19 protein-coding genes are annotated in these 21,919 nt (G+C 71.8%); 3 read left to right on the top strand and 16 right to left on the bottom strand.

Features of this window, described 5'->3' with window-relative positions; genetic code table 11:
* Positions 1 to 16: 16 nt before the first annotated feature.
* The 3 genes from RT054_RS00490 to RT054_RS00480 form a co-directional block, all read right to left on the bottom strand.
* Positions 17 to 934 (bottom strand): DUF559 domain-containing protein, encoded by a 918-nt coding sequence (locus RT054_RS00490; protein WP_313021529.1) that lies wholly within the window; start codon positions 932 to 934, stop codon positions 17 to 19.
* A 201-nt stretch (positions 935 to 1,135) separates the two neighbouring features.
* Positions 1,136 to 1,912: a fumarylacetoacetate hydrolase family protein gene (locus RT054_RS00485; RefSeq protein ID WP_313021526.1), complete on the bottom strand. Its 777-nt coding sequence runs from the start codon at positions 1,910 to 1,912 to the stop codon at positions 1,136 to 1,138.
* 1 nt (position 1,913) lies between these two features.
* The gene (locus RT054_RS00480; protein ID WP_313021524.1) at positions 1,914 to 2,831 is read right to left on the bottom strand and encodes an SGNH/GDSL hydrolase family protein; all 918 of its coding nucleotides are present in this window, start codon (positions 2,829 to 2,831) and stop codon (positions 1,914 to 1,916) included.
* A gap of 314 nt (positions 2,832 to 3,145) precedes the next feature.
* Here RT054_RS00480 and RT054_RS00475 point away from each other — a divergent pair, with 314 nt between their 5' ends.
* The gene (locus RT054_RS00475; protein WP_313021522.1) at positions 3,146 to 4,075 is read left to right on the top strand and encodes a 3-methyladenine DNA glycosylase; all 930 of its coding nucleotides are present in this window, start codon (positions 3,146 to 3,148) and stop codon (positions 4,073 to 4,075) included.
* Between the two features lie 241 nt (positions 4,076 to 4,316).
* Positions 4,317 to 4,574 carry a hypothetical protein gene (locus RT054_RS00470; RefSeq protein WP_313021519.1) on the top strand — a complete coding sequence of 86 codons (258 nt, stop codon included), beginning with the start codon at positions 4,317 to 4,319 and terminating at the stop codon, positions 4,572 to 4,574.
* Position 4,575: 1 nt separating this feature from the next.
* Here RT054_RS00470 and RT054_RS00465 read toward each other — a convergent pair whose 3' ends face one another.
* From RT054_RS00465 to RT054_RS00405, 13 genes are all read right to left on the bottom strand, one after another.
* Positions 4,576 to 5,661, bottom strand: coding sequence for a branched-chain amino acid aminotransferase (locus RT054_RS00465; RefSeq protein WP_312720376.1), 1,086 nt, complete (start codon positions 5,659 to 5,661; stop codon positions 4,576 to 4,578).
* An 88-nt stretch (positions 5,662 to 5,749) separates the two neighbouring features.
* A complete protein-coding gene (locus tag RT054_RS00460) occupies positions 5,750 to 6,820 on the bottom strand; it encodes a 3-isopropylmalate dehydrogenase (RefSeq protein WP_313021814.1) in 1,071 nt (356 codons plus the stop codon).
* A 113-nt stretch (positions 6,821 to 6,933) separates the two neighbouring features.
* The gene (locus RT054_RS00455; RefSeq protein WP_313021515.1) at positions 6,934 to 8,133 is read right to left on the bottom strand and encodes a C40 family peptidase; all 1,200 of its coding nucleotides are present in this window, start codon (positions 8,131 to 8,133) and stop codon (positions 6,934 to 6,936) included.
* A 375-nt stretch (positions 8,134 to 8,508) separates the two neighbouring features.
* Entirely contained in the window at positions 8,509 to 9,537 is a 1,029-nt protein-coding gene (gene ilvC, locus RT054_RS00450) for a ketol-acid reductoisomerase (RefSeq protein ID WP_313021512.1), read from the bottom strand.
* Between the two features lie 61 nt (positions 9,538 to 9,598).
* Positions 9,599 to 10,102 carry an acetolactate synthase small subunit gene (gene ilvN, locus RT054_RS00445; protein ID WP_313021510.1) on the bottom strand — a complete coding sequence of 168 codons (504 nt, stop codon included), beginning with the start codon at positions 10,100 to 10,102 and terminating at the stop codon, positions 9,599 to 9,601.
* Positions 10,099 to 12,015, bottom strand: coding sequence for an acetolactate synthase large subunit (locus RT054_RS00440; RefSeq protein WP_312720385.1), 1,917 nt, complete (start codon positions 12,013 to 12,015; stop codon positions 10,099 to 10,101). The genes ilvN and RT054_RS00440 overlap by 4 nt, the downstream gene beginning before the upstream one ends.
* A 320-nt stretch (positions 12,016 to 12,335) precedes the next feature.
* A complete protein-coding gene (locus tag RT054_RS00435; RefSeq protein ID WP_313021507.1) occupies positions 12,336 to 14,141 on the bottom strand; it encodes a reprolysin-like metallopeptidase in 1,806 nt (601 codons plus the stop codon).
* A 332-nt stretch (positions 14,142 to 14,473) separates the two neighbouring features.
* Positions 14,474 to 15,007 carry a histidine phosphatase family protein gene (locus RT054_RS00430; RefSeq protein ID WP_313021505.1) on the bottom strand — a complete coding sequence of 178 codons (534 nt, stop codon included), beginning with the start codon at positions 15,005 to 15,007 and terminating at the stop codon, positions 14,474 to 14,476.
* A 41-nt stretch (positions 15,008 to 15,048) separates the two neighbouring features.
* Positions 15,049 to 16,626, bottom strand: coding sequence for an Asp-tRNA(Asn)/Glu-tRNA(Gln) amidotransferase subunit GatB (gene gatB, locus RT054_RS00425; RefSeq protein ID WP_312720392.1), 1,578 nt, complete (start codon positions 16,624 to 16,626; stop codon positions 15,049 to 15,051).
* The gene (gatA, locus tag RT054_RS00420) at positions 16,623 to 18,194 is read right to left on the bottom strand and encodes an Asp-tRNA(Asn)/Glu-tRNA(Gln) amidotransferase subunit GatA (protein ID WP_313021504.1); all 1,572 of its coding nucleotides are present in this window, start codon (positions 18,192 to 18,194) and stop codon (positions 16,623 to 16,625) included. The genes gatB and gatA overlap by 4 nt, the downstream gene beginning before the upstream one ends.
* Before the next feature lie 177 nt (positions 18,195 to 18,371).
* A complete protein-coding gene (gene gatC, locus RT054_RS00415; protein ID WP_312720396.1) occupies positions 18,372 to 18,668 on the bottom strand; it encodes an Asp-tRNA(Asn)/Glu-tRNA(Gln) amidotransferase subunit GatC in 297 nt (98 codons plus the stop codon).
* Positions 18,669 to 18,941: 273 nt separating this feature from the next.
* A complete protein-coding gene (locus tag RT054_RS00410) occupies positions 18,942 to 19,352 on the bottom strand; it encodes a secondary thiamine-phosphate synthase enzyme YjbQ (protein ID WP_313021503.1) in 411 nt (136 codons plus the stop codon).
* A 151-nt stretch (positions 19,353 to 19,503) separates the two neighbouring features.
* Positions 19,504 to 20,436, bottom strand: coding sequence for a 3-keto-5-aminohexanoate cleavage protein (locus tag RT054_RS00405; RefSeq protein WP_312720399.1), 933 nt, complete (start codon positions 20,434 to 20,436; stop codon positions 19,504 to 19,506).
* 149 nt (positions 20,437 to 20,585) lie between these two features.
* Between RT054_RS00405 and RT054_RS00400 the strand changes: the two genes are divergently transcribed.
* A complete protein-coding gene (locus RT054_RS00400) occupies positions 20,586 to 21,857 on the top strand; it encodes an alpha/beta fold hydrolase (protein ID WP_313021502.1) in 1,272 nt (423 codons plus the stop codon).
* The last annotated feature ends 62 nt before the right edge of the window (positions 21,858 to 21,919 follow it).

The raw sequence follows: 21,919 nt of genomic DNA, 5'->3' as shown, positions 1-21,919 counted from the left end.
GTGCACCCGGTTCGGGTCAGGGCCGGCGAAGGGAGGCCGCCCAGGGCGTCAGCCCGGCCTCCCGGATCCGCTGCTGCTGCCCCGCCACGTCATGCAGGCTCTGCCGTACATGGTCGGGGTCGCGGAAGATCGCCTCGAAGCTGAACCGGAGGACGCGCCACCCCGCACACGTCAGCCGGTTGTACCGCAGGCAGTCCCTGCGCAGGGCGGCCCGGTCTCCGTGCCAGGCGAAGCCATCCGCCTCGGCGACGATGCCCAGGTCAGGGTCGGCGAGGTCCACCCGCGCGTCCCACCCGGACCCGCAGATCTCGACCTGGGACCGCAGGTCGACGTCGGGAATGCTCTCCCCCAGCATCCGCAGGCGGGACTCGAGGACACTCTCGGCGAAGGGGGAGAGCGACCCCACGAGAGTGCGGGCCGACCTGGAGCCGCGTCGGTGATCCACCGCCAACGCCGACGCCAGCTCGTCCACAGAGACACGGCCCGACCGCAACGCGGAGTCCGCGACGGGGACGGCCTCGTCGGCGGGCAGATCACGCAGACAGTCGACGACCGTCTCGATCGCACACGTGCACGCCTCGTCGATCTCTTCCCGTGAGAGCAGGCGCCACCGGATCGTCGCCCGCCGATCGACGCCATCCGGGATCCTCGCCGATCGTCCGCGTGGCACCACGAGTTCGGGTCTAGGCGGCCGGCTCACCACCGACCACCCGTGGACGAGGGCCGCGCTCCGGTGCGACCGCGCGCCTCGCACCATGCGCGCGAGAAGCAGGGCCTCATCTGCTCCGGCGAGGGCGTAGACGCCTCGGCGGGGACGCAGGATCAGCCCGGCGTTCACCGCACCGGTCAACGCGTCCTTGCGCACGGGCAACTGATCGCGGTAGGCGACGCCGCCACGGGCCGCGAGCTCGCGCACGAGGAGATCCAGGGACACATCGGCAAGTCTCGGGCGCGGTGGCGCCCACCCACGTGGGCTCATCCACAGGGGCCGTCGGCCCTTCCGTCGTACACCGAAGCGGGGCGGACACCGGACGCTTCGCCGGCGACCCCCTGACCAGCACCTTCGCCAGGCATGAGCCGGGCCCGGGCTGCCGCCGCACGTCGGTGTACGACGGAAGGGCGATCAGCCCACGCGTCAGCGCCGGATGAAGGGGTTGGAGAGGGTGCCGAGACCCTCGATCTCGACCTCGACGCGCTGCCCGTCGACGACCGGGCCGACGCCTGCGGGCGTGCCGGTGAGGATGACGTCGCCGGGCAGGAGGGTGAACGCCCGCGAGCACGCCTCCACGAGGGTGGGGACGTCGAAGACCATGTCGACCGTGCGGCCGTCCTGGACCACCTCGCCGTCGCGTCGGGTGACGATGCCGACGTCCTCGGGGTCGAAGTCGGTCTTGATCCACGGCCCGAGGGGGCAGAACGTGTCGAGTCCCTTCGCGCGGGCCCACTGCCCGTCGCCCCGCTGCAGGTCACGGGCGGTGACGTCGTTGGCACACGTGTACCCGAAGATGACGTCCTTGGCGCGCTCGGCCGGCACGTCCTTGCACATGCGCCCGATGATGACCGCGAGTTCTCCCTCGTAGCTCACCTCGGCGGTGAGGTCGGGCAGGACCACCGGGTCGCCGGGGCCGACGACGGCGGTGTTGGGCACGAGGAACATGAGGGGTTTCGTGGGCAGCTCGTTGCCCATCTCGGCGGCGTGATCGGCGTAGTTGCGCCCGATGCCGATGATCTTGCTGCGGGGGATCACCGGCGACAGCAGTCGGGCGTCGGCCATCTCCACCCGCTGCCCCGTCCCCGAGACCGGCGTGTAGAGCGGGTCGCCCGCGACCTCGGCGATCCACGCGTCCTCCCCCTCCCCCTGCACGACGCCGTAGCGGGGCTCGTCCCCCGTGGTGAATCGCGCGATGCGCATGTCATCTCCTTCGCTGCCAGGACTCCAGGACCGCACCGGCGATGACGCGGTAGCCCTCGTCGTTCGGGTGGATGTCGCCCCGACTGCACATCCACGTCCACGTGCAGATCCGCGCGACCCTGATGGGCACCCTGCCATGCCCGGGCAGGTCGACGCGACGCGCCCAGCCCTCGTCGAACGGTTCGCTGACGTAGGCGACACGCGCCCCGGCGTCCCGGGCGGCGCCGCGGACCGCGACGTTGACTTTCGTGCGGACCAGACCGGCGTTCGCCCCCCGCCCCCGCTGCGACGGAGCGAGGACGGCCGCGGCCTGGGACGGGTCGTAGTAGTCGAGCACGATGATCCGGGCCCGTGGCGCGGCGCGGCGCAACTCGCGGAGAGTGCTCGCGAGCCGGGGACGCAGCCCCGCGGCCTGCGTGCCGAGGCAGCGTGAATCGGCGGTCCCCCGGGACCGGTCGACGCAGCGGAGGAGGTCGTTGGCGCCCAGGGACACGGTGACGAGCGTCGTGTCGGGGTGGGCCCGCAGGAACGCGGTCGCGGCGCGGAGCTGGCTGCCCTGTCGGTAGCGACATCGTCCGCCGTCGCGCATCGTGGCGGTGGACTCCCCCGTGCACGCGAGGTTGGTGACGCGCACGGGCGTCCCGCTCCGCCGCAGGCCGGCCGCGACGGTCTCCACGTAGCCGCCGCTCCGGTCGTCGCCGCGTCCCGGCTGGTAGCCCGCCGACAGGGAGTCGCCGAGCACGAGATAGGGCCGAGCCGCGGCGGTGTTCGTCGCCGCCCCGCTCGAGGAGGCGGCCCCCGTCGCGGACGCGGAGGGAGCCACAGCCGCCGATGCCGATGCCGATGAGCCGACGAGCAGGCCCGTCAGTGCGGCGGCGATGAGCGACCGGGTCCCGAAACGACTACGCAGAGAAGACATTCGGCCTCCGGGAGGTGAGGGTTGGTTCTCTCGAGCCTAGCCCGGCGACGCCCCTCGAGCCTCGACCCCCACCCTGTCGCCTCGGCCGACGGGGCGCCACCGAGCAACGACCGGGGGACGGCGCCACCGACGGGGTGAGGCCGACGCCCGCGGCACCGACGGGCCCGCCCGCCGGTGGCTCGACGGGCGGCACGACCAGCGTGGCGCCGAACGAAGGCGGGGGGCGACCAGCACCCCAGGAGCGGCGCGGCATGAGCACGGCCAGCCGCATGAGGGCGAGGCGCCCGGTCACCTCGGCCGTCTACCCTGCTCGGGTGGAGCAGCGTGTGATGGCGTGGGAGGAATGGCGGGAGGCGGAACGCCTCCACGCCGCCACGGTCGACGATCTCACCGGGGACCACCTCGCCCGACGACGGACCGGACGCAACCACCCGATCGAGGACTTCCTCTTCGTCTACTACCGACACCGCCCGGGCCAGCTCCGCCGATGGCACCCGGGCCCGGGCGTCACCCTGCTCGGAGAGGACACGACCGGCCGCGAGGCATGGCCGTTCTACCGCCGCACCGACGACGGCATCGGTCTCGACGTGTCGGCCTACCTCGACAGGCGTGGCGGGACCGTCCGGTTCGTCCGGGAACTCCTCGCCGAGACGGCCGACCGGCCGCCCCGGCTCGCCTGCTTCGGCCTGCACGAGTGGGCGATGGTCTACGGGCTGGCGCCCGGGGAGCAACGACACGAGTCGCTGCCACTTCGACTGACCCAGGCCGAGACGGATGCGGTCGTCGAGACCTCGACGATCCGGTGTAGTCACTTCGACGCGTTCCGGTTCTTCACCGACGGAGCCCGACCGCTCAACACCCTCGCCCCCACGCGGGAGACACAGGTCGCCAACGAACAGCCGGGCTGCCTGCACGCGACGATGGATCTGTACAAGTGGGCGACGAAACTCGGTCCGGCCGTACCGGGTTCACTTCTCGTCGACACGTTCCGGTTGGCCCGCCGGGCCCGCGAACTCGACATGCGGGCCTCGCCGTACGACGTGTCCGGACTCGGTTACGACGCCGTGCCGATCGAGACCCCCGAGGGCCGGACCGCCTACGTCACGGCGCAGCGCGAGCTGGTCGCTGACGCCGAGGGTGTCCGCGCCCGCCTCGTGGGCCTGTGCGCGGAACTCGAGCAGGTCAGCACCCGCCTCGCTTGCCCCCACCCAGGGCCGGAACCACCGTCCACACGAGGGGAATGAGCAGGAACCACAGCCAGGCGTTGTCCATCGAGTCATTGGTGAGGAAGAACGCGAGGACGGCAACCAGGGGGACGACCCCCATGATGACGCGTCCGACCTCCGGGGACAGGACGCCGCTGCGGCCGCTCTCCCTGACCGGAGCGGGGGATCCGGCCCCGGTTCCCCCCGCCTCCGGGCGGCTCGCGGCAGCGGAACCCGCGTCCCCATCGTCATCGACGGAGGGGATCGGCGAAACACCGCCGTGAGCGTTCCGGTGCGCGGCGTCGAACTCGCCGCGCTCGATCGCGTCCACCTGATCGTGGTGGTCGGCGTGTTTGAGTGCGGTCGTGCGTCGCTCGTGTTCGGCCGCGCTCATGTGGCCGCGGCGCCAGGCCTCGTCCAGGCGGCCCGACGCCTCCTGTCGAACTCGTTCCAGGTCGTTTCTCGCATCCATGGCACTCCCCCGTCGTCGTGCTGCTGGGTGTTGGTCCACCTGTTCGGTTCTGCGCAGCCAGTCTGACTCACACCAGACGCGTCATCCAGCCCCTCGTGTCCTCGACTTCGCCGTACTGCATCTGCAGCAACCTCGTGCGGATCGTCATCGTCGTCTCGCCGGGCTCTTCCGAGACCGTGCACGTGCCCCCGTCCCAGGCGAGGGTGCCGACCGGCGTGACGACCGCGGCCGTGCCGCAGGCGAAGATCTCGGTGATGTCGCCCGAGGCGACCCCGTCCTTCCACTCCTGGATCGGGATGCGCCGCTCCTCGACACTCAGGCCGAGCTCGCTGCCGAGCTCGAGGATGGAGCGGCGGGTGATGCCCTCGAGGATCGTGCCGGTGAGTTCGGGCGTGACGAGGCGCCCGTCGCGATGCACGAAGAAGAGGTTCATCCCGCCGAGCTCCTCGATGTAGGTGTGCGTCGAGGAGTCGAGGAACACGACCTGGTCGCAACCGTGCGCGGCGGCCTGGACCTGCCCGGCGAGGCTGGAGGCGTAGTTGCCGCCGCACTTGGCGGCGCCGGTGCCCCCGTCACCCGCGCGGGCGTAGTCGGTCGACAGCCAGAGCGACACCGGTGAGATGCCGCCGGAGAAGTAGGCCCCGGCCGGCGAGGCGATGACGTAGTAGGTCGCCTCGTTCGAGGGCCGCACTCCGAGGAACGCCTCGGAGGCGATCATGAACGGCCGCAGGTACAGGCTCGTCTCCCCCGTGCCGTACTCGGGCACCCAGTCCTGGTCGGCCTGGACGAGGACCTTGATGGACTCGATGAAGTCCTCGGTGGCGAGTTCCGGCAGCGCGAGGCGACGGGCGCTGCGCTGCAGGCGTTCGGCATTGGCCTCGGGCCGGAACGACCAGATCGATCCGTCCTCGTGCCGGTACGCCTTGAGGCCCTCGAAGATCTCCTGGCCGTAGTGCAGGACGCCGGCCGCCGGGTCGAGCGGGATCGGGCCGTAAGGCAGCAGTTCGCCGTTCTCCCAGCCGCCGTCACGCGTCCAGCGGATGCGGACCATGTGGTCGGTCATCGTCTTGCCGAAGCCCGGGTCGGCGAGGATCCGCGCACGCTCCTCCTCGGGCAGGCGATCGGTGCGGCTGTTCGTGGTGAACGTGAGCATGGGGTTCCTCTCCACGACGACGGGGACGGCTGCGGGCGGGGTGGCCGCCGTCCGCAGGGTATCGGACGAGGCAGTGCTGAGATCGGCCTCAGGTGAGGCGCCTGGCGATGGCGTCCCCGATCTCGCTGGTCGATCGGGAACCGGCGCCGCGGGAGGAGAGGTCGGCGGCGACGGCCTCCTCGATCCGCGCCGCCTCGGCAGGGCGACCGGAATCCGCGAGCAGCATGGCCGCCGAGAGGATCGCCGCGGTCGGGTCGGCCTTGCCCTGTCCCGCGATGTCGGGGGCGGAGCCGTGGACGGGCTCGAACATGCTCGGCACGGCGGGATCGGGGTTGATGTTCGCGCTCGCCGCGAGCCCGATGCCGCCGGTGACGGCCCCGGCGAGGTCGGTGATGATGTCGCCGAAGAGGTTGTCGGTGGCGATGACGTCGAACCGGCCGGGGTCGGTGGTGAGGAAGATCGTCGCCGCGTCGATGTGCAGGTAGTCGGTCGTGACCTCGGGGTACTCGGCGCCCACCTCCTCGACCGTCCGGCGCCACAGGTGCCCCGCGTACGACAGCACGTTGTGCTTGTGGACGAGGGTGAGTCTCCTGCGCGGCCGGGCCTGAGCGCGGGCGAAGGCGTCACGCACGAGGCGTTCGACGCCGAACCGGGTGTTGACGCTCACCTCGGTGGCGAGTTCGGCCGGGGTGCCGACACGCAGGGCGCCGCCGTTGCCCGTGTAGGGACCCTCGGTGCCTTCGCGGACGACGATGAAGTCGATGCCGTCGGGGGCGACGCGCTCGACGTCGAGGGGGCTGCGCACACCGGGGAACAGCCGGGAGGGACGCAGGTTGACGTAGTGGTCGAGTTCGAAGCGCAACCGCAGGAGCAGCCCACGCTCCAACACACCGCTGGGCACGCTCGGGTCGCCGATCGCGCCGAGGAGGATCGCGTCGTGGCGCCGCAGATCGTCGAGGGTGCCCTCGGGCAGGGCCTCACCGGTCTCGTGCCACGCGCGCGCCCCGAGGGCGTAGTCGGTGGTCGTCACGCCGTCCTCACCGAGCACCGCCCGCAGCGCCTTGAGCGCCTCGTCCGTGACCTCGGGGCCGATGCCGTCCCCGCCGATGACGGCGAGGTCGAGGGGCCCCGACGCGGGTTCGGGCGTGGACGTGGGCATGGCGCAGCTCTCGGTCGACATGGCGCCATCCTACTGACGGTCGTCTCGGCAGACGGTACGCCGTCTTCAGGATCTGAGACGGGCCGCCTCTCGACGGGAGCCCCCGCCGAGGCTCAGCCCACCCGACCCCCGGTCGGCAGGAGGCTGCGGCGGTAGATCGAGGAGTACCGGATCACCGCGCCGGTGTGCGGGGCCTCGATCATCGTTCCGTTGCCGACGTAGAGACCGACGTGATGGATCGCACTGTCGTTCGGCCCAAAGAACACGAGGTCGCCGGGCTGGAGGTCGGCGATCGCGACGCGGGCGGTCGCGGTGTACTGCCACTGCGCCGTACGCGGCAGACGCCCACCGGCGCTCGTCCACGCGCCCAGTGTGAGACCGGAGCAGTCGAAGGCGCCGGGGCCGGTGCCTCCCCACAGGTAGGGCTTGCCGAGCTGGGCCTTGGCGAAGGAGATGGCCGTGCCCGCGGCCTTGAAGTTCGGCGCCGGGAGGTTCGCGGGAGAGACGCCCGTGGCGGAGGACGACGACCCGACACTCCCCGCGGCGCCGACCTGGGCACGGATGCGGGCGGCCTCGGCGGCCTCGGCGGCCTCACGCAGCTGGGTCTGGCGCCGCTGCTCGACCTGCACGCTCGTACGACGGAGTTCGGCGAGGCGGGCGACGAGCTGCTTCTCCTGCGCGGCGATCTGGGTCGAGATGTCCGCGGCCTTCTTGGCGGCGTCCTGGGCGTCCGTGAGCGCCGTCGCGGCCTGGGTGGCGGCCTGCTGCTGGGCCTTCTGGGCGGCCACCGCAGCAGCCGCAGCCGCGGCCGCGCGCGCCTGGGCGTCGCGGGCGTCCTCGAGACGCCCCTGGCGGTAGTCCTGAGCGGCGGTGATGTCGGCCTCGGCCCGGGCCATGTCGCCGGTCGACTTGGCGAACAGCCACGCGAACTCGCTGAGCGAGCCACCCCGCATGTAGAGCTGGGCGGCCATGTGCTCGACGTCGCCCTGAGAGGCTTCGGCCTCGGCGGCCGCGGCGGCGGCGGTCTGTCGGGCGGTGGCGGCGGCTCGCGTCTTCTCGGCGAGGAGCGCCCGCGCACCGTTCGCCTTCTCCGCGGCGATCTCGGCGGCGTCCTGCGCCGCCTGCTGCTGCTCGCGCGCGTCGTCGAGCCGCTTCTGCACGGCGGCGACCTCGGCCTGGGTGTCCTCGACGGCCTTGGCGGCGGCGTCGACCTCGGCCTGCGTGACGACCCTGCCGCCCGGATCCGGAGCGGGATCCGCGAACGCCGTCGCCGGTGCGGAGATCCCGCAGGCGAGCACCACGGCCACGCTCATTCGTCCACGCCAGGTCATCGTGCTCCTCGGAGTCAGGTTCGGGGCCGTCTCCCTCACGATCGGCACGCCCGAGATCAATTGCAGCACGGGCACTCATGTGATGCCCGTCGCCATGCCTACTTCAGACCGAACGTTGACCGACGGGCCGGAGAACACGGACACCGGCCGCACTCCTGACCTCCGCACCCGGGGACACAACGCGCGAACACCGAGACGGCAGATGGGATCGCACGTCGGCTACTGCTGGAGCAGTACCGCCGCTGCCATCCCCTCTGCCGTCTCGGTTGAGGGGGCGGGCGTCGGGGGTCGTCCGAACACACGACGCCGGGGCCACGCGGTGTGCGTGGCCCCGGCGTCTGGTCGTCCGAGCCGCGGTCAGCGGGCGGCGGACCCCTCGGTGTAGTCGGCGTCGGAGTCCTTGACCCACGCCATGAGCTTGCGCAGTTCGCGGCCGGTCTTCTCGATGGGGTGCTGGGCACCCTTCTCCCGCAGCGCCGTGAACTCGGGCGCGCCCGCGTCCTGGTCCTCGATGAACCGGGTGGCGAACGTGCCGTCCTGGATGTCGGCGAGGACGGCCTTCATGTTCTCCTTGACGTGCGGGTCGATGACCCGCGGCCCGGAGACGTAGTCGCCGTACTCCGCGGTGTCGGAGATCGACCAGCGCTGCTTGGCGATGCCGCCCTCGATCATGAGGTCGACGATGAGCTTGAGCTCGTGCAGGCACTCGAAGTAGGCGATCTCGGGCTGGTAGCCGGCGTCGACGAGAGTCTCGAAGCCGTACATGACGAGCTGGCTCGCGCCACCGCAGAGCACGGACTGCTCACCGAAGAGGTCGGTCTCGGTCTCCTCGGTGAACGTCGTGCCGATGCCGCCCGCGCGCAGGCCGCCGATGGCCTTGGCGTACGACTTCGCCGTCTCCCAGGCCGAGCCGGAGTCGTCCTTCTCGACGGCGAGGAGCACCGGCACACCGCGACCGTCGGTGTACTCGCGCCGCACGATGTGACCGGGGCCCTTGGGGGCGACCATGACGACGTCGACGCCCTCCGGGGCCTCGATGTAGCCGAAGCGGATGTTGAAGCCGTGCGCGAAGAGGAGCGTCGCGTCCTTCTTGAGGTGCGGCAGGATCTGCTCCGCGTAGACGGTCCGGGCGGTCTGATCGGGCACGAGGATGACGACGACGTCGGCCTCGGCCGTCGCGTCGGCGACGGAGAGGACACGCAGACCCTCGGACTCCGCCTTCTCGCGGCTCTTGCTGCCCTCGGCGAGACCGATGCGGACGTCGACACCGGAGTCGCGCAGGTTGAGGGCGTGCGCGTGGCCCTGACTGCCGTAACCGATGACGGCGACCTTCTTGCCTGAGATGATCGAGAGATCGGCGTCGTCGTCGTAGAACATCTGTGCCACGAGTGGCTCCTTCGTTGGTGAGGGATCGGTGGAGGTGTGTGGGAGCGAGCGCCCGGTGGGTTCAGTGCCGCGAGCTGCGGTCACTGATCGAGCGGGGGCCCCGGCCGATGGCGACCATGCCGGACTGGACGAGTTCGCGCACGCCGTAGGGCTCGAGAAGGGCGAGGAGCGCCTCGAGCTTCTCGACCTTGCCGGTGGCCTCGATGGTCACGCTGTCGGGCGAGACGTCGACGACGCGGGCGCGGAAGAGGTCGACGGTCTCGAGCACGTGGCTGCGCGTCGTGGGGTCGGTCCGCACCTTGATGAGGATGATGCGCCGCTCGACGAAGTGTTCGAGCTCGACCACCTTGATGACCTCGACGAGCTTGTTGAGCTGCTTGGTGACCTGTTCCACCGGCAGCTCGTCCGCGTCGGCGACGACGGTCATCCGCGAGATCGCCGGGTCCTCGGTCTGGCCGACGGCGAGGCTGGAGATGTTGAAGCCGCGCCTCGAGAACAGGGCGGCGATGCGGGTGAGCACACCGGGCTGGTTCTGCACGAGCACGGAGAGCACATGGCGGGTCATCGGGCGCCTCCAGCCTTCTCGTTCATCGCCTCGATGGCGCGGGTCTCGTCCTCGTCGCCGCGGTCCCACACCGGGGACATGCCGCGGGCGTACATGATCTCGTCGTTGCTCACGCCGGCCGGCACCATCGGCCACACCATCGCGTCGCGGCAGACGACGAAGTCGATGATGACGGGCCCGTCGGTGACCTCCAGCGCCTTGCGGATGGTGTCGTCGACGTCCTCCTTGGTCTCGCAGCGGAGGCCGACGCAGCCGTAGGCGTCCGCGAGCTTGACGAAGTCGGGGATGCGCGAGGCGCCGTGGCTCGTGTGCAGGTCGGTGTTGGAGTAGCGCTCGTTGTAGAAGAGCGTCTGCCACTGCCGCACCATGCCGAGCGAGCTGTTGTTGATGACGGCGATCTTGATGGGGATGCGGTTGATGACGCAGGTCGCGAGCTCCTGGTTGGTCATCTGGAAGCAACCGTCGCCGTCGATGCCCCACACGACGCGGTCGGGTTCGCCGACCTTGGCGCCCATGGCGGCCGGCACGCAGTAGCCCATCGTGCCGAGTCCGCCGGAGTTGAGCCAGGCGCGCGGACGCTCGTAGCGGATGAACTGCGCGGCCCACATCTGGTGCTGACCGACCCCGGAGGCGTAGATCGCCTCCGGGCCGGAGAGGGCGCCGATGCGCTCGATGACGTACTGCGGGGAGAGCAGACCGGACTCCGGCTCGGTGTAGCCGATCGGATAGGTCTCCTTCCACGACTGCGCCTCCTCGCGCCACGCGGAGTAGTCGGTCTCGACGCCCGTGCTCCGGAGCTCGTCCAGGAGATCGGTGACGACCTGGGCGGCGTCCCCGACGATCGGCACGTCGGCGGTCCGGTTCTTGCCGATCTCGGCGGGGTCGATGTCGGCGTGGATGACCTTGGCGAGCGGCGCGAACGTCGCGAGCTTGCCGGTGACGCGGTCGTCGAACCGGACCCCGAGCGCGATGAGCAGGTCGGCCTTCTGCAGCGCCGTCACCGCGGACACCGAGCCGTGCATGCCGGGCATGCCGAGGTGCAGCGGGTGGGTGTCGGGCACGACACCGCGACCCATGAGGGTCGTGACGAGCGGGATCTGCGTGAGGTCGACGAGCTCGCGGAGCACCTCGCTGGCGCCGGAGCGGATGATGCCGCCGCCGAGGTAGAACACTGGGCGCCGGGAGGCGGCCATGAGTTTGGCGGCCTCGCGGATCTGCTTGCTGTGCGGCTTGGTCACGGGCCGGTAGCCGGGCAGCGCGAGCTTGGGCGGCCAGGCGAACCGGGTGCGTGCCTGCAGCGCGTCCTTGGTGATGTCGACGAGCACCGGGCCGGGGCGTCCGGTCGCGGCGATGTGGAACGCCTCGGCGATCGCCCGCGGGATGTCCTCGGGATCGGTGACGAGGTAGTTGTGCTTGGTGATCGGCATCGTGATGCCGCGGATGTCGGCCTCCTGGAAGGCGTCCGTGCCGATCGCGCCACTGCCGACCTGTCCGGTGATCGCGACGATCGGGACCGAGTCCATGTGCGCGTCGGCGAGGGCCGTGACCAGGTTCGTCGCTCCGGGGCCGGAGGTCGCCATGCAGACCCCGACCTTGCCGGTGGCCGCGGCGTACCCCTCGGCCGCGTGCCCGGCGCCCTGCTCGTGCCGCACGAGGATGTGGCGGACCTTCTCGGAGTCCATGAGCGGGTCGTAGGCGGGGAGGATCGCGCCACCGGGCATCCCGAAGACGACCTCGACGCCGACCTCCTCGAGGGAACGGACGAGGCTCTGAGCACCCGTGAGCTCCTCGACGACCTGCGTCGGCGTGCCCTGAGGGCCCGGGACGGGGAGGGAGGAGGTGGGAGCGGAGGCGGCGTCGCCGCGCGCCGGCCGCGGCGGCGGCGCGGGGCGCGGAGGTCGGGGATCGGTCACGGTGGGTCACCGCTTTCGTGAATTCGCTACGTGTGGGACGAGGGTCGTACGTGGACGTGTCCCGGTCGATTCTGCCGTCTCCTGGTCGTGAGCCGGTAAGGCGACCCACCCGGATCGGTCGATCCGGGACCGGTCATGAAAAAACCCCGCCGTCCGCCGTGGGGACGATGGGGTGAGCGCGTCGGCGAGTGATCGCTGACGCGCTAAGGGAGTACGAGAATACCGGGCATGCGCCCACCATGCCGGAGCCGACCCCCGGCGTCAAAGATATGAGACCCACATCTCAGGATGCGAACGCCGGGGACGCCGGGGCGTGCGGCTCAGCGGAACGTCACGGCCTGCCAGCGTGACCAGGTGCTGGAGGTGCCACCGGCGGTGGCGCGGACGCGGATCTGCACCGTGGTGCCCCGGGTGCCCTTCAGCAGCGCGGAGGTGCGTCCCGTCTTCGAGTACCAGACCTGCTCCTTGCCGGTCGAACGACCGACGACCCGGCGGATCCGAGCGTCGTAGCGCACCGCCCTGCCGGGCGACCTCCACGTCACGCGACCGTTCCTCGCGACGGACAGGGACGGGGTCGCCACCCTCACCGTCGTCGCGGTCGGGCGCGGGGACGGTCGCCCGACCGCGGCCGCGGATCGGCGGGTCACCTTGCCCGGGGTGCCGGCCACGGCCCGGCCGCTCGCGGCGACGTTCACGGTGACCGTCGCGGCACCGCGACCGACGGCGCCCACCGAGAACCCGACCCCTCCCCCGTAGGAGGCGAAGGTCGACCCGGCCGGCAGCGACCAGTCGGCGTCGCTGCCGGAACCGGTCGGCGAGGCGTCGAGCGCGACGGTGCCCGGCCACTGCTCGGTCGTCGCGGCCTCCTCGCGCAGGACCCGCACCCCGGCGGTCATCGGCATGTACAACCCCGCGTCGCGCCCACCGCGGTCGCGGTACTCGACCCAGTACACCGCGCCAGAGCGCGGGTCCCGGACCCGGGCAGCCCTCACCCCCGAGAGACCCGACACCGGGCGGAGGGTCACGGTGCGACTCCCGGCAGCGACGTCGACGTAGTCCCCCGTCCCGGCGAACCCGACGCGGACGGCCTGCGGCATCGACAGAGACCCGGCGTTGCCCTGCGACGACGCCGACATCACGTCGAAGGGGTCTCCGTACTCGTCGACCCGGCACCCACCGGGCAGGCGGGCGAGGTCGGCATCGGAGGTCGAGCGGCAACGCAGGCCCTTGGCATGGGCGAGCCCGAGGTTGTGACCGAACTCGTGGGCGAGGACGGGCCAGGCCGTGTCCGACACGTAGGCGACACCGCCGCTCGAGAGATCGTGCCCCATCGAGGCCAGGCCGTAGCTGCAACCGGCGTCGACGGCGGTGCGGGGGAGGACGACGACGAGGTGCTTGTCAGGGCCTTCGCGGAAGCCGGTCGCGCGGGCGGCCTCGGTCCACACGGCGAAGGCGGAGTCCCGGCACGTGTACGCGGACGCATAGGGCTTGGAGACCGTCCCGAGCTGGAGCGCGACCTTGCCGCCGCTCTGCTCGCGCCAGTACGTGTCGGCTCCCTTGACCTGCGCCGCGACCTGGGCGGCGGTCGCGACGGTGCCGGACACGCCCTTGGGCCGGACGATGGCGACGGTCACCGTGTGCACCGCCGAAGCCGCGGCACCCGCGGCGACCTCGGCGTGGGCGAGGACGACGGTCTCGCGTGAGGCGACCGGGGTGCCCTCCTCGGCGATGTGGTCCGCGACGGCATGGGACAGCGGCGAATCGCTGGGCGCGGGCCGCAGGGTGGAGGCGCGCAGCTCGGAGCGGGTCACGGTGTGCTCCTCGGCGCCGTCGACCGGGCGACCGGCGCGGATGTCGTCGACGACGTCCTCGGGCACGGGCACGGTCACCCGAACCCGTTCACCGGACTCGGTCACGCCGCCGTCGGTGAGGGGCACACGGTCGCCGCTCGGCAGGCGGACCGCGACGTCGGAGCCGGACGTCACGTCGGACAGCCGCTCGACGACGCCCTCGACGTTCACCTCGGCACCGTCGGACTCGCCGCTGAACGCGTACACCGCCGGGGAGGCCAGCCCCCCCAGCACGGCGACGACACCCACGACCACGACCCACCGGTGTTCACGCATCCTGCGCCCCTCTTCCATCCCTGAACCGCATCCATCCGTGGAGACGGGCCGCCCGTCTGGCAGAACGGGCGGCTCCCTCCGTCATCGGCCGGGGAAGGGGGTGCTCTTAGACAATGAGGACGAGCATTTTGGACGCGCGTCACGTCCCGTTTTTCAACCACGCTGGCGCGGCGACGGATTCGGACGACGCGCGCCGACGTGGCCTGGGACGCATCCGGCGCGATCGCGTGGTCCTGGGCGCGCCGGGGGTCGGGTGGGGGCGCTCGGAGCGGGGGCGCGGGGGCCCCGGACCGACCGGTGCAGGCGCGGTCGACCGGCCGAACGGGCGTTGCTCAGGCGTCGGCGTCGAGGCCCTCGGAGCCGCCGGGCCGGCACACGAGGAGGACCGTGTCGTCGGCAGGGAACTGCGCCCAGGAGCCGGGGTGGGCCATGACGCCGATCGTCGCGGGCTCCCACACGTCCGGCAGGTCGCACCGCACCTCGGCGCACGTCGCGAGGTCCTCGACGGCCGGGGCGTGGGCGATGACGAGCAGATGGGTGACGTCGTCGGACGCGGTGCGCACGACCTCGGCGAGATCGTCGACGGTGCCGTTGTAGATGGCCTCGTCGTACTGCACGTCCTCGCCCTCGAGCCCACCCTCCTGCATGGCCTCCCAGGTCTGGCGGGTGCGGACGGCGGTGCTCACGATCGCGAGGTCGAGCTCGACCCCCTGCGACGCGAGCCAGGCCCCCACGTCGCGGGCGTCCTCGACCCCACCCTCGGTGAGTTCGCGGTCCTCGTCCCCGCCCGCGGAGTGCGGCTCGGCCTCCCCGTGCCGCATGAGGACGAGGAGGCGTGCACCGGAATCGAATCCTGCGTTGTCCATGGTCCCAGCATGCAACGAGGGGCCGCGCTCGCGGGAGACCGTCAGCCGTCGACCCCGAGCGTGGCGAGGATGAGCTGCCGCACCTTCGCCGCGTCGGCCTGGCCCTTCATCTCCTTCATCACCTGTCCGATGAGCGCCCCGGCCGCCTGCACCTTGCCGCCACGGACCTTCTCGGCGATGGCCTCGTTGCGGGCGATGACGGTGTCGACCGCCTCCTGGAGAGCACCGTCGTCCGAGACGATCGCGAGACCTCGGGCGTCGGCGACCTGCGTCGGCGTGCCCTCCCCCTCGAGGACCCCGTCGAGCACCTGGCGGGCCATCGCGTCGGTGAGGCGACCGCTCGCGACGAGGGCGTCCAGTTCGGCGATGTGTGCGGGGTCGACGTCGAGGTCGGAGAGCTCGCGCCCGTCGGCCTTGGCCCGGCGGGCCACCTCGCCCAGCCACCACTTGCGCGCCGCAGCGGGCGTGGCGCCGGCCTCGACGCTCGCCGCGATGAGGTCGAGGGCCCCGGACCCGAGGACGTCGCGCATCTCGAGGTCGGAGTACCCCCACTCCCCCTGCAGCCGGCGGCGCCGCGCCGCGGGCGGCTCCGGCAGCGTCGCGCGCAGCTGCTCGATCCGTTCGCGACTCGGAGCCACCGGGACGAGGTCGGGCTCGGGGAAGTAGCGGTAGTCGTCGGCGTCGGACTTCGGCCGCCCCGAGGTCGTCTCGCCCGTGTCCTCGTGCCAGTGCCGGGTCTCCTGCAGGATCGACCCGCCCGCGGCGAGCACCGCGGCGTGCCGACGGATCTCGGCGACGACCGCACCCTCGACGCTGCGCAGGGAGTTGACGTTCTTCGTCTCCGTGCGCGTGCCGAGAGGCACGGCGAGCTGCTCAGGGCTGTCGGGGGCGCCGACGCGGGGACGCAACGAGAGGTTGACGTCGCAGCGCAGCGAGCCCTGCTCCATGCGCGCGTCGCTCACGTCGAGGGCGCGCATGATCTCGCGCAGTGCGCCGACGTACGCGCGTGCGATCTCCGGCGCGCGGTGCCCCGCCCCGACGACGGGCTTGGTGACGATCTCGATGAGCGGGATGCCCGCGCGGTTGTAGTCGACGAGGGAGTGCACGGCGCCGTGGATGCGGCCCGTGGACCCGCCGACGTGGGTGAGCTTGCCCGCGTCCTCCTCCATGTGGGCCCGCTCGATCTCGACCCGGAAGGTCTCGGTGCCCTCACCGTCCTCGGACGGGATCTCGACGTCGAGGTGACCGTCGTGGACGATCGGCTCGTCGTACTGGGACGTCTGGAAGTTCTTCGTCATGTCCGGGTAGAAGTAGTTCTTGCGGGCGAACCGCGAGTACGGCGCCACCTCGCACCCGAGGGCGAGACCGATGCGGATCGCCGCGTCGACCGCCGCCGCGTTGACCACCGGCAGCGCGCCGGGCAGACCGAGGCACACCGGGCAGACGTGCGTGTTGGGTTCCGCGCCGAACTCCGTCGAACAGCCGCAGAACATCTTCGAGGCGGTCGACAGTTCGACGTGGACCTCGAGGCCGAGGACGGGGTCGTAGGCCGCGAGCGCGTCGTCCAGGGCGAGCGGCTCGACGGAGTCGGAATCGACGTGGGTGAGGTGCTCGGTCATCGGGTGGCCTCCGTGCACGGGATCTGCGTGTGGGACGTCGTCGCTGCGCTGTCGCCGCCGTGGGGCAGGTCCGGGATGCGGTCCAGCAGCCCTCCACCCCAGGCGTGCCGCAGGCGGGCCTCGAGGGCCGCGCCGACGGCGTAGAGGCGGTCGTCGGCCATCGCCGGGGCGTAGACCTGGAAACCGCTGGGCAGGCCGTCCTCGTCGGCGAGCCCGTTGGGGAGGGAGAGTCCCGGCAGCCCCGCGAGGTTGGCCGGGATCGTCGTGATGTCGGCGAGGTACATCGCGAGCGGGTCGTCGTGGGTGGAGCCGAGCCGGAACGCCGTCGTCGGCGCCGTCGGCGACACGAGGACGTCGGCCCGGGTGAAGGCGGCCTCGAAGTCGCGGGCGATGAGCGTGCGCACCTTCTGGGCCTGCCCGTACCAGGCGTCGTAGTACCCGGACGACAGGGCGTACGTGCCGAGGATAATGCGCCGCTTGACCTCGGCGCCGAACCCGGCGGCGCGGCTCGCGGCCATCGTGCGCTCGGTGCTGCCGGCGTCCACCCGCACGCCGTACCGCATCGCGTCGTAGCGGGCGAGGTTGCTGCTCGCCTCGGCCGGGAGGATGAGGTAGTACGCGGCGACGGCGTGGGCGAAGCTCGGGCAGTCGACCTCGACGATGTCGGCGCCGGCCTCGCGCAGGTGGTCGAGGGATTCGGTGAACCGGGCCCGTACCCCGTCGGAGAGGCCCTCACCGAGAAGGTCGCGGACGACGCCGATCGTCATCCCCGAGACGTCCGCGCGCCGGGCGGCCTCGACGACGGGCGGGACGGGGGCGTCGATCGACGTGGAGTCCCGCGGATCGTGCCCGGCGAGCACCTCGTGCAGCAGCGCCGTGTCGAGCACGCTGCGTCCGCACGGGCCGATCTGGTCCAGGCTGCTCGCGAGGGCGATGACGCCGTGGCGGGACACCCCGCCGTACGTCGGCTTGCACCCGACGGTGCCGGTGAACGCCGCCGGTTGACGGATCGAGCCGCCCGTGTCGGATCCCACCGCCAGGGGCGCGGAGAACGCCGCGAGCGCCGCGGCCGACCCGCCACCGGAGCCGCCCGGCGACCTGTCGAGATCCCACGGGTTGTGGGTGTCGCCGTAGGCGCTGTGCTCGGTGGAGGAGCCCATCGCGAACTCGTCCATGTTCGTCTTGCCGAGGATCGGCATCCGGGCCTCGCGCAACCGCTCGACGACGCCCGCGTCGTAGGGAGGGACCCACCCCTCGAGGATGCGCGAGCCCGCCGTCGTGACGAGGCCCTTCGTGCAGGCGACGTCCTTGACGGCGATCGGCACCCCGGCCAGCGCGGGCAACTTCTCCCCCGCCTCGCGTGCCCGGTCGACGTCGGCCGCGGTTGCGAGCGCGCCCTCGGCGTCGACGGCAAGGTAGGCGTGCACCGCCGACCCGGTGGACTCGATGCGGTCGAGGTGGGCGCGGGTGAGGTCGACCGACGTCACCGTGCCGTCGGCCAGGGCGGCGGCGAGGTCGGCCGCGCTCGCGCGGGTCAGGGCCTCGGGGGTGTCGAGAGTGGGTGGCACGGGGGTGTCCTTCGCGAGTGCGTGATGCGGGTGCGTGATGAGGATGCGCTGTGCGGGTGCGTGATGCTGTGAGCGCATCACTCGGGCCGGGATCGGGGCGGGGTGTGTGGGGCGGGCGGGGTGTGCGAGGCGGAAGCCTCGCGGGTGGGGCGGTGAGGGGCTCGCCGCCCCGGGCGTTCAGTCGTCGGTGAGGATGCGCGGGACGACGAAGCGGTCGTCCTCGACGGCCGGTGCCGCGGCGAGGGCCTCCTGCGCGGTGAGGCCGGGACGCACCTCGTCGGCGCGCATGACGTTGACGAGGGGCTGAGGATGCGACATGGCGGGCACGTCGTCCGCCGCCACCTCGCGCACCTGCGCGAGGGAGTCGAGGATCACCGACAGGTCGCCGGCGAGCTGCTCGCTCTCGGCGTCGGTGAGGTCGATGCGCGCGAGCATCGCGAGATGGTCCACCTGGTCACGGGAGATCCTCGACATATCCGCCAGTCTAGGTGGCCCCGCCGACAACCCGTCCTCCCCTGCGCCACGCCCACCCCCCGCGTGGCGCGCCTCGACCCCGAAGGCCGAGCTCGGACGCCCCGGCGCGGCGGCGTCACCGGGGTGGCCGCGAGTCGTCGGCTCGTTGGGCCCCTTGGAATCGTGATGGAGGCAGAGTCGTGCGGTCGACTCGGGCTCGGCATCCACGGCCGGGGCGTCATCCACCCGGCGGCGCCGACCGACAGGACCGCACCCGGCGCCGCCGGGACGTCGTCAGTCGCCGAGGACGGAGATCCGGACCTGACGCTCGGGGTTGTCGACGTTGAGGTCGACGAAGCAGACGCTCTGCCACGTGCCGAGGGCAAGACGCCCGTCGACGATGGGGAGGGTCGCGTGTGGGGGCACGATCGCGGGCATGACGTGAGTGCGGCCGTGCCCACGCGTGCCGTGGGCGTGTCGCCACCGGTCGTCCGCGGGGAGGAGGTCGTCGAGGGCGGCGAGGAGGTCGTCGTCGCTGCCGGCGCCGGTCTCGATGACGGCGATGCCCGCGGTGGCGTGCGGGACGAAGACGTTGAGGAGCCCGGACTGCACGCCGGACTCCGACACCACCCGCTCGCATTCGCGCGTGATGTCGAGGACGACCTCGCGACGGCCGGTCGTGATGTCGAGAACCGTGGTGACCATGACCCCATCCTCCCAGCCGACCCGGCACCGCCCGAAGTGGCGGGGACACCCGAGACGGCAGAGGGGTACGACGCCACGGTACTGCCCTGGCAGTACCTCACCTGCCATCCCATCTGCCGTCCCGGGGTTCTCCGGTGAGTCGGCGCCCGATTCAGAGGGCGATCTTGTCGCGCCCCTTGAGCTGAAGGATCTCGCGCGCGTCGTCGGGGGTGGCGATCTCGAAGCCCAGCTCCTCGACGATCGTACGCAGCTTGCTCACCTGGACCGCCGAGGATTCGGCGAGCGACCCGTCGGTGGTGAAGAGGCTGTCCTCGAGGCCGCAGCGCACGTGCGACCCCATCGTCGCGCCCATCGTCGCGAGGGGGACCTGGCGCCGACCCGCACCGAGGATGGACCACTCGTAGTCCTCGCCGAAGAGCCGGTCGGCCGTGCGCTTCATGTGCATGAGGTCCTCGGGGTGGGTGCCGATCCCGCCGAGGATGCCGAACACCGACTGGATGAGCAGCGGCCCGGTCGCGAGCCCACGGTCCACGAAGTGCTTGAGCGTGTAGAGGTGGGAGATGTCGTAGCACTCGAACTCGAACCTCGTGCCGTTGGCCGTGCCCTGGGTGAGGATGGTCTCGATGTCCTTGAACGTGTTCTTGAAGACGAGGTCGCGCGAGTTCTCGAGGTACTCCTTCTCCCAGGTGTGCTCGAACTCGCTGTAGCGGGCGAGCATCGGGAACATCCCGAAGTTCATCGACCCCAGGTTGAGCGAGGCGACCTCCGGCTCGAAGGTCATGCAGGGCCGCATCCGGTCCTCGACGGTCATCGCGGGCGACCCGCCGGTCGTGATGTTGAGGACCGCCTCGGTGTTGGCGTGGAGCTTCTCCATGAAGGGCCGGAACGCGTCGGGGTCCTGCGTCGGACGGCCCTCGTCCTCGGTGCGGGCGTGCAGGTGGAGGATCGCCGCGCCCGCCTCGGCGGCCTCCAGGCCGGCCTGCGCGATCTCGTCGGAGTTCGCCGGCAGGTACGGCGACATGGACGGGGTGTGGATCGAGCCCGTGAGGGCACACGTGATGATGACCTTGCGCTTCTTCGCCATGCTTGCTCACCTCGAACGTCGTCGGTCGGGTCGTCCTCAATCTAGGCGTCGGCAGGAGCGGGAGACGCTGCGCGGACGACCCCGTTCGCCGAACGGTCGGCGTGGGGCCTGGTTATCGTTGGTGCATCCCCCAGTGGAGGAGACTCGACGTGGACATCCTGCTCATCGCCGGAATGTGGCTCGACGGGCGCGCCTGGGACGCCGTCGTCCCTGCCCTCGAGGCCGCGGGGCACACCCCCCTCGCCCTCAGCCTCCCTGGTCAGGGGCCCGAGCGCTCACCCGCGACTCTCGACGACCAGGTCGACACCGTCGTCGCCGCGATCGACGCCGCGGACGGGCCGGTGCTCGTCGTCGGACACTCGGCCGCCGCCACCCTCGCGTGGCTCGCCGCAGATCGACGCCCGGGGAAGGTCGCCCGGGTCGCGCTCGTGGGCGGGTTCCCCGGCGATGACGGCGAGCCGTACTTCCCCGTGTTCCCGGCGGTCGAGGGCGTCGTGACGTTCCCCGGGTGGGAGCCGTTCGAGGGCCCCGACAGCGCCGACCTCGACGAGGCGACCCGACGTCATATCGAGTCGCTGTGCGTCCCCGTGGCCGAGGGCGTGACCGGCGGCGTCGTGCGTTACGAGAGCGCGCGCCGGTTCGACGTCCCGGTCACGCTCGTGTGCCCCGAGTTCTCCGCGGCCGACGCGCGGGCGTGGGTCGCGGCGGGCGACGTGCCCGAACTCGCCCGCGCCCGACACGTCGACGAGATCGACGTCGACTCGGGCCACTGGCCGATGTTCTCCGTCCCCGACGCCCTCGCCGCGGCGCTCGTGGAGGCGGCGGAACGTCCGCATCTGCTCGACCTCCCGCCGTGGGAGCCTCCCATCACCGGCACGGACGCCGAGCATCTCGGCGCCTCGTTGGACCGCCTGCGGGCGACGTTCCGGTGGAAGGCCGACGGGCTCACCATCGACCAGCTGCGACGACGTCTCCCCTCCTCCCGCCTGTCGCTCGGCGGGCTCCTGCGACACCTCGCGGTCGTCGAGGACGACATCTTCGCGGGGCGCATCGCGGGCGAACGATCCGACGCGCCGGCCTCGATGCCGGAGGGCGCCGACCCCGAGGCGTGGATGTTCGACCTCGCCGACGACGTCACCGCCGACGACCTCTACGCGGTCTACGACGACGCGGTGCGCCGCGCGCGGGAGCGCTACCGCTCCCTCGTCGAGGACGGCGGCCTCGACGCCCCGGCCGCGATGAGGTTCGGCGGTCTGCGTCCCCACGCCCGACGCCACGTCCACGACATGCTCGAGGAGTACGGCCGGCACACCGGCCACGCCGATCTCCTCAGAGAGGCGATCGACGGGCGCGTGGGCGAGGACCCGGACCCGACGTGGACGTGGGCCGTGCTCACCGAGACCCGCACGACGACGGGGTAGGCACGACCTCGGGTCTCGTCGCTCCCGGCCCCTCCGGTGTTCGACGTGCTCCTGCGCAACAA

Origin of the sequence: Mobilicoccus sp. (genome assembly GCF_032060985.1) — a bacterium.
Classification (GTDB): Bacteria; Actinomycetota; Actinomycetes; order Actinomycetales; family Dermatophilaceae; genus Mobilicoccus.
The sequence above is the reverse complement of the archived record's forward strand: the minus strand, read 5'-3'. Positions and strand labels throughout refer to the sequence as shown.

What these genes read in the sequence shown, in the direction of transcription:
- RT054_RS00410 (WP_313021503.1), bottom strand. Translation starts at nt 19,352, where the DNA reads ATGGTCACCACGGTTCTCGACATCACGACCGGCCGTCGCGAGGTCGTC.
- RT054_RS00435 (WP_313021507.1), bottom strand. Translation starts at nt 14,141, where the DNA reads ATGCGTGAACACCGGTGGGTCGTGGTCGTGGGTGTCGTCGCCGTGCTG.
- RT054_RS00460 (WP_313021814.1), bottom strand. Translation starts at nt 6,820, where the DNA reads ATGCCCACGTCCACGCCCGAACCCGCGTCGGGGCCCCTCGACCTCGCC.
- RT054_RS00485 (WP_313021526.1), bottom strand. Translation starts at nt 1,912, where the DNA reads ATGCGCATCGCGCGATTCACCACGGGGGACGAGCCCCGCTACGGCGTC.
- RT054_RS00455 (WP_313021515.1), bottom strand. Translation starts at nt 8,133, where the DNA reads ATGAGCGTGGCCGTGGTGCTCGCCTGCGGGATCTCCGCACCGGCGACG.
- ilvN (WP_313021510.1), bottom strand. Translation starts at nt 10,102, where the DNA reads ATGACCCGCCATGTGCTCTCCGTGCTCGTGCAGAACCAGCCCGGTGTG.
- RT054_RS00465 (WP_312720376.1), bottom strand. Translation starts at nt 5,661, where the DNA reads ATGCTCACGTTCACCACGAACAGCCGCACCGATCGCCTGCCCGAGGAG.
- RT054_RS00405 (WP_312720399.1), bottom strand. Translation starts at nt 20,436, where the DNA reads ATGGCGAAGAAGCGCAAGGTCATCATCACGTGTGCCCTCACGGGCTCG.
- RT054_RS00480 (WP_313021524.1), bottom strand. Translation starts at nt 2,831, where the DNA reads ATGTCTTCTCTGCGTAGTCGTTTCGGGACCCGGTCGCTCATCGCCGCC.
- RT054_RS00430 (WP_313021505.1), bottom strand. Translation starts at nt 15,007, where the DNA reads ATGGACAACGCAGGATTCGATTCCGGTGCACGCCTCCTCGTCCTCATG.
- gatC (WP_312720396.1), bottom strand. Translation starts at nt 18,668, where the DNA reads ATGTCGAGGATCTCCCGTGACCAGGTGGACCATCTCGCGATGCTCGCG.
- gatB (WP_312720392.1), bottom strand. Translation starts at nt 16,626, where the DNA reads ATGACCGAGCACCTCACCCACGTCGATTCCGACTCCGTCGAGCCGCTC.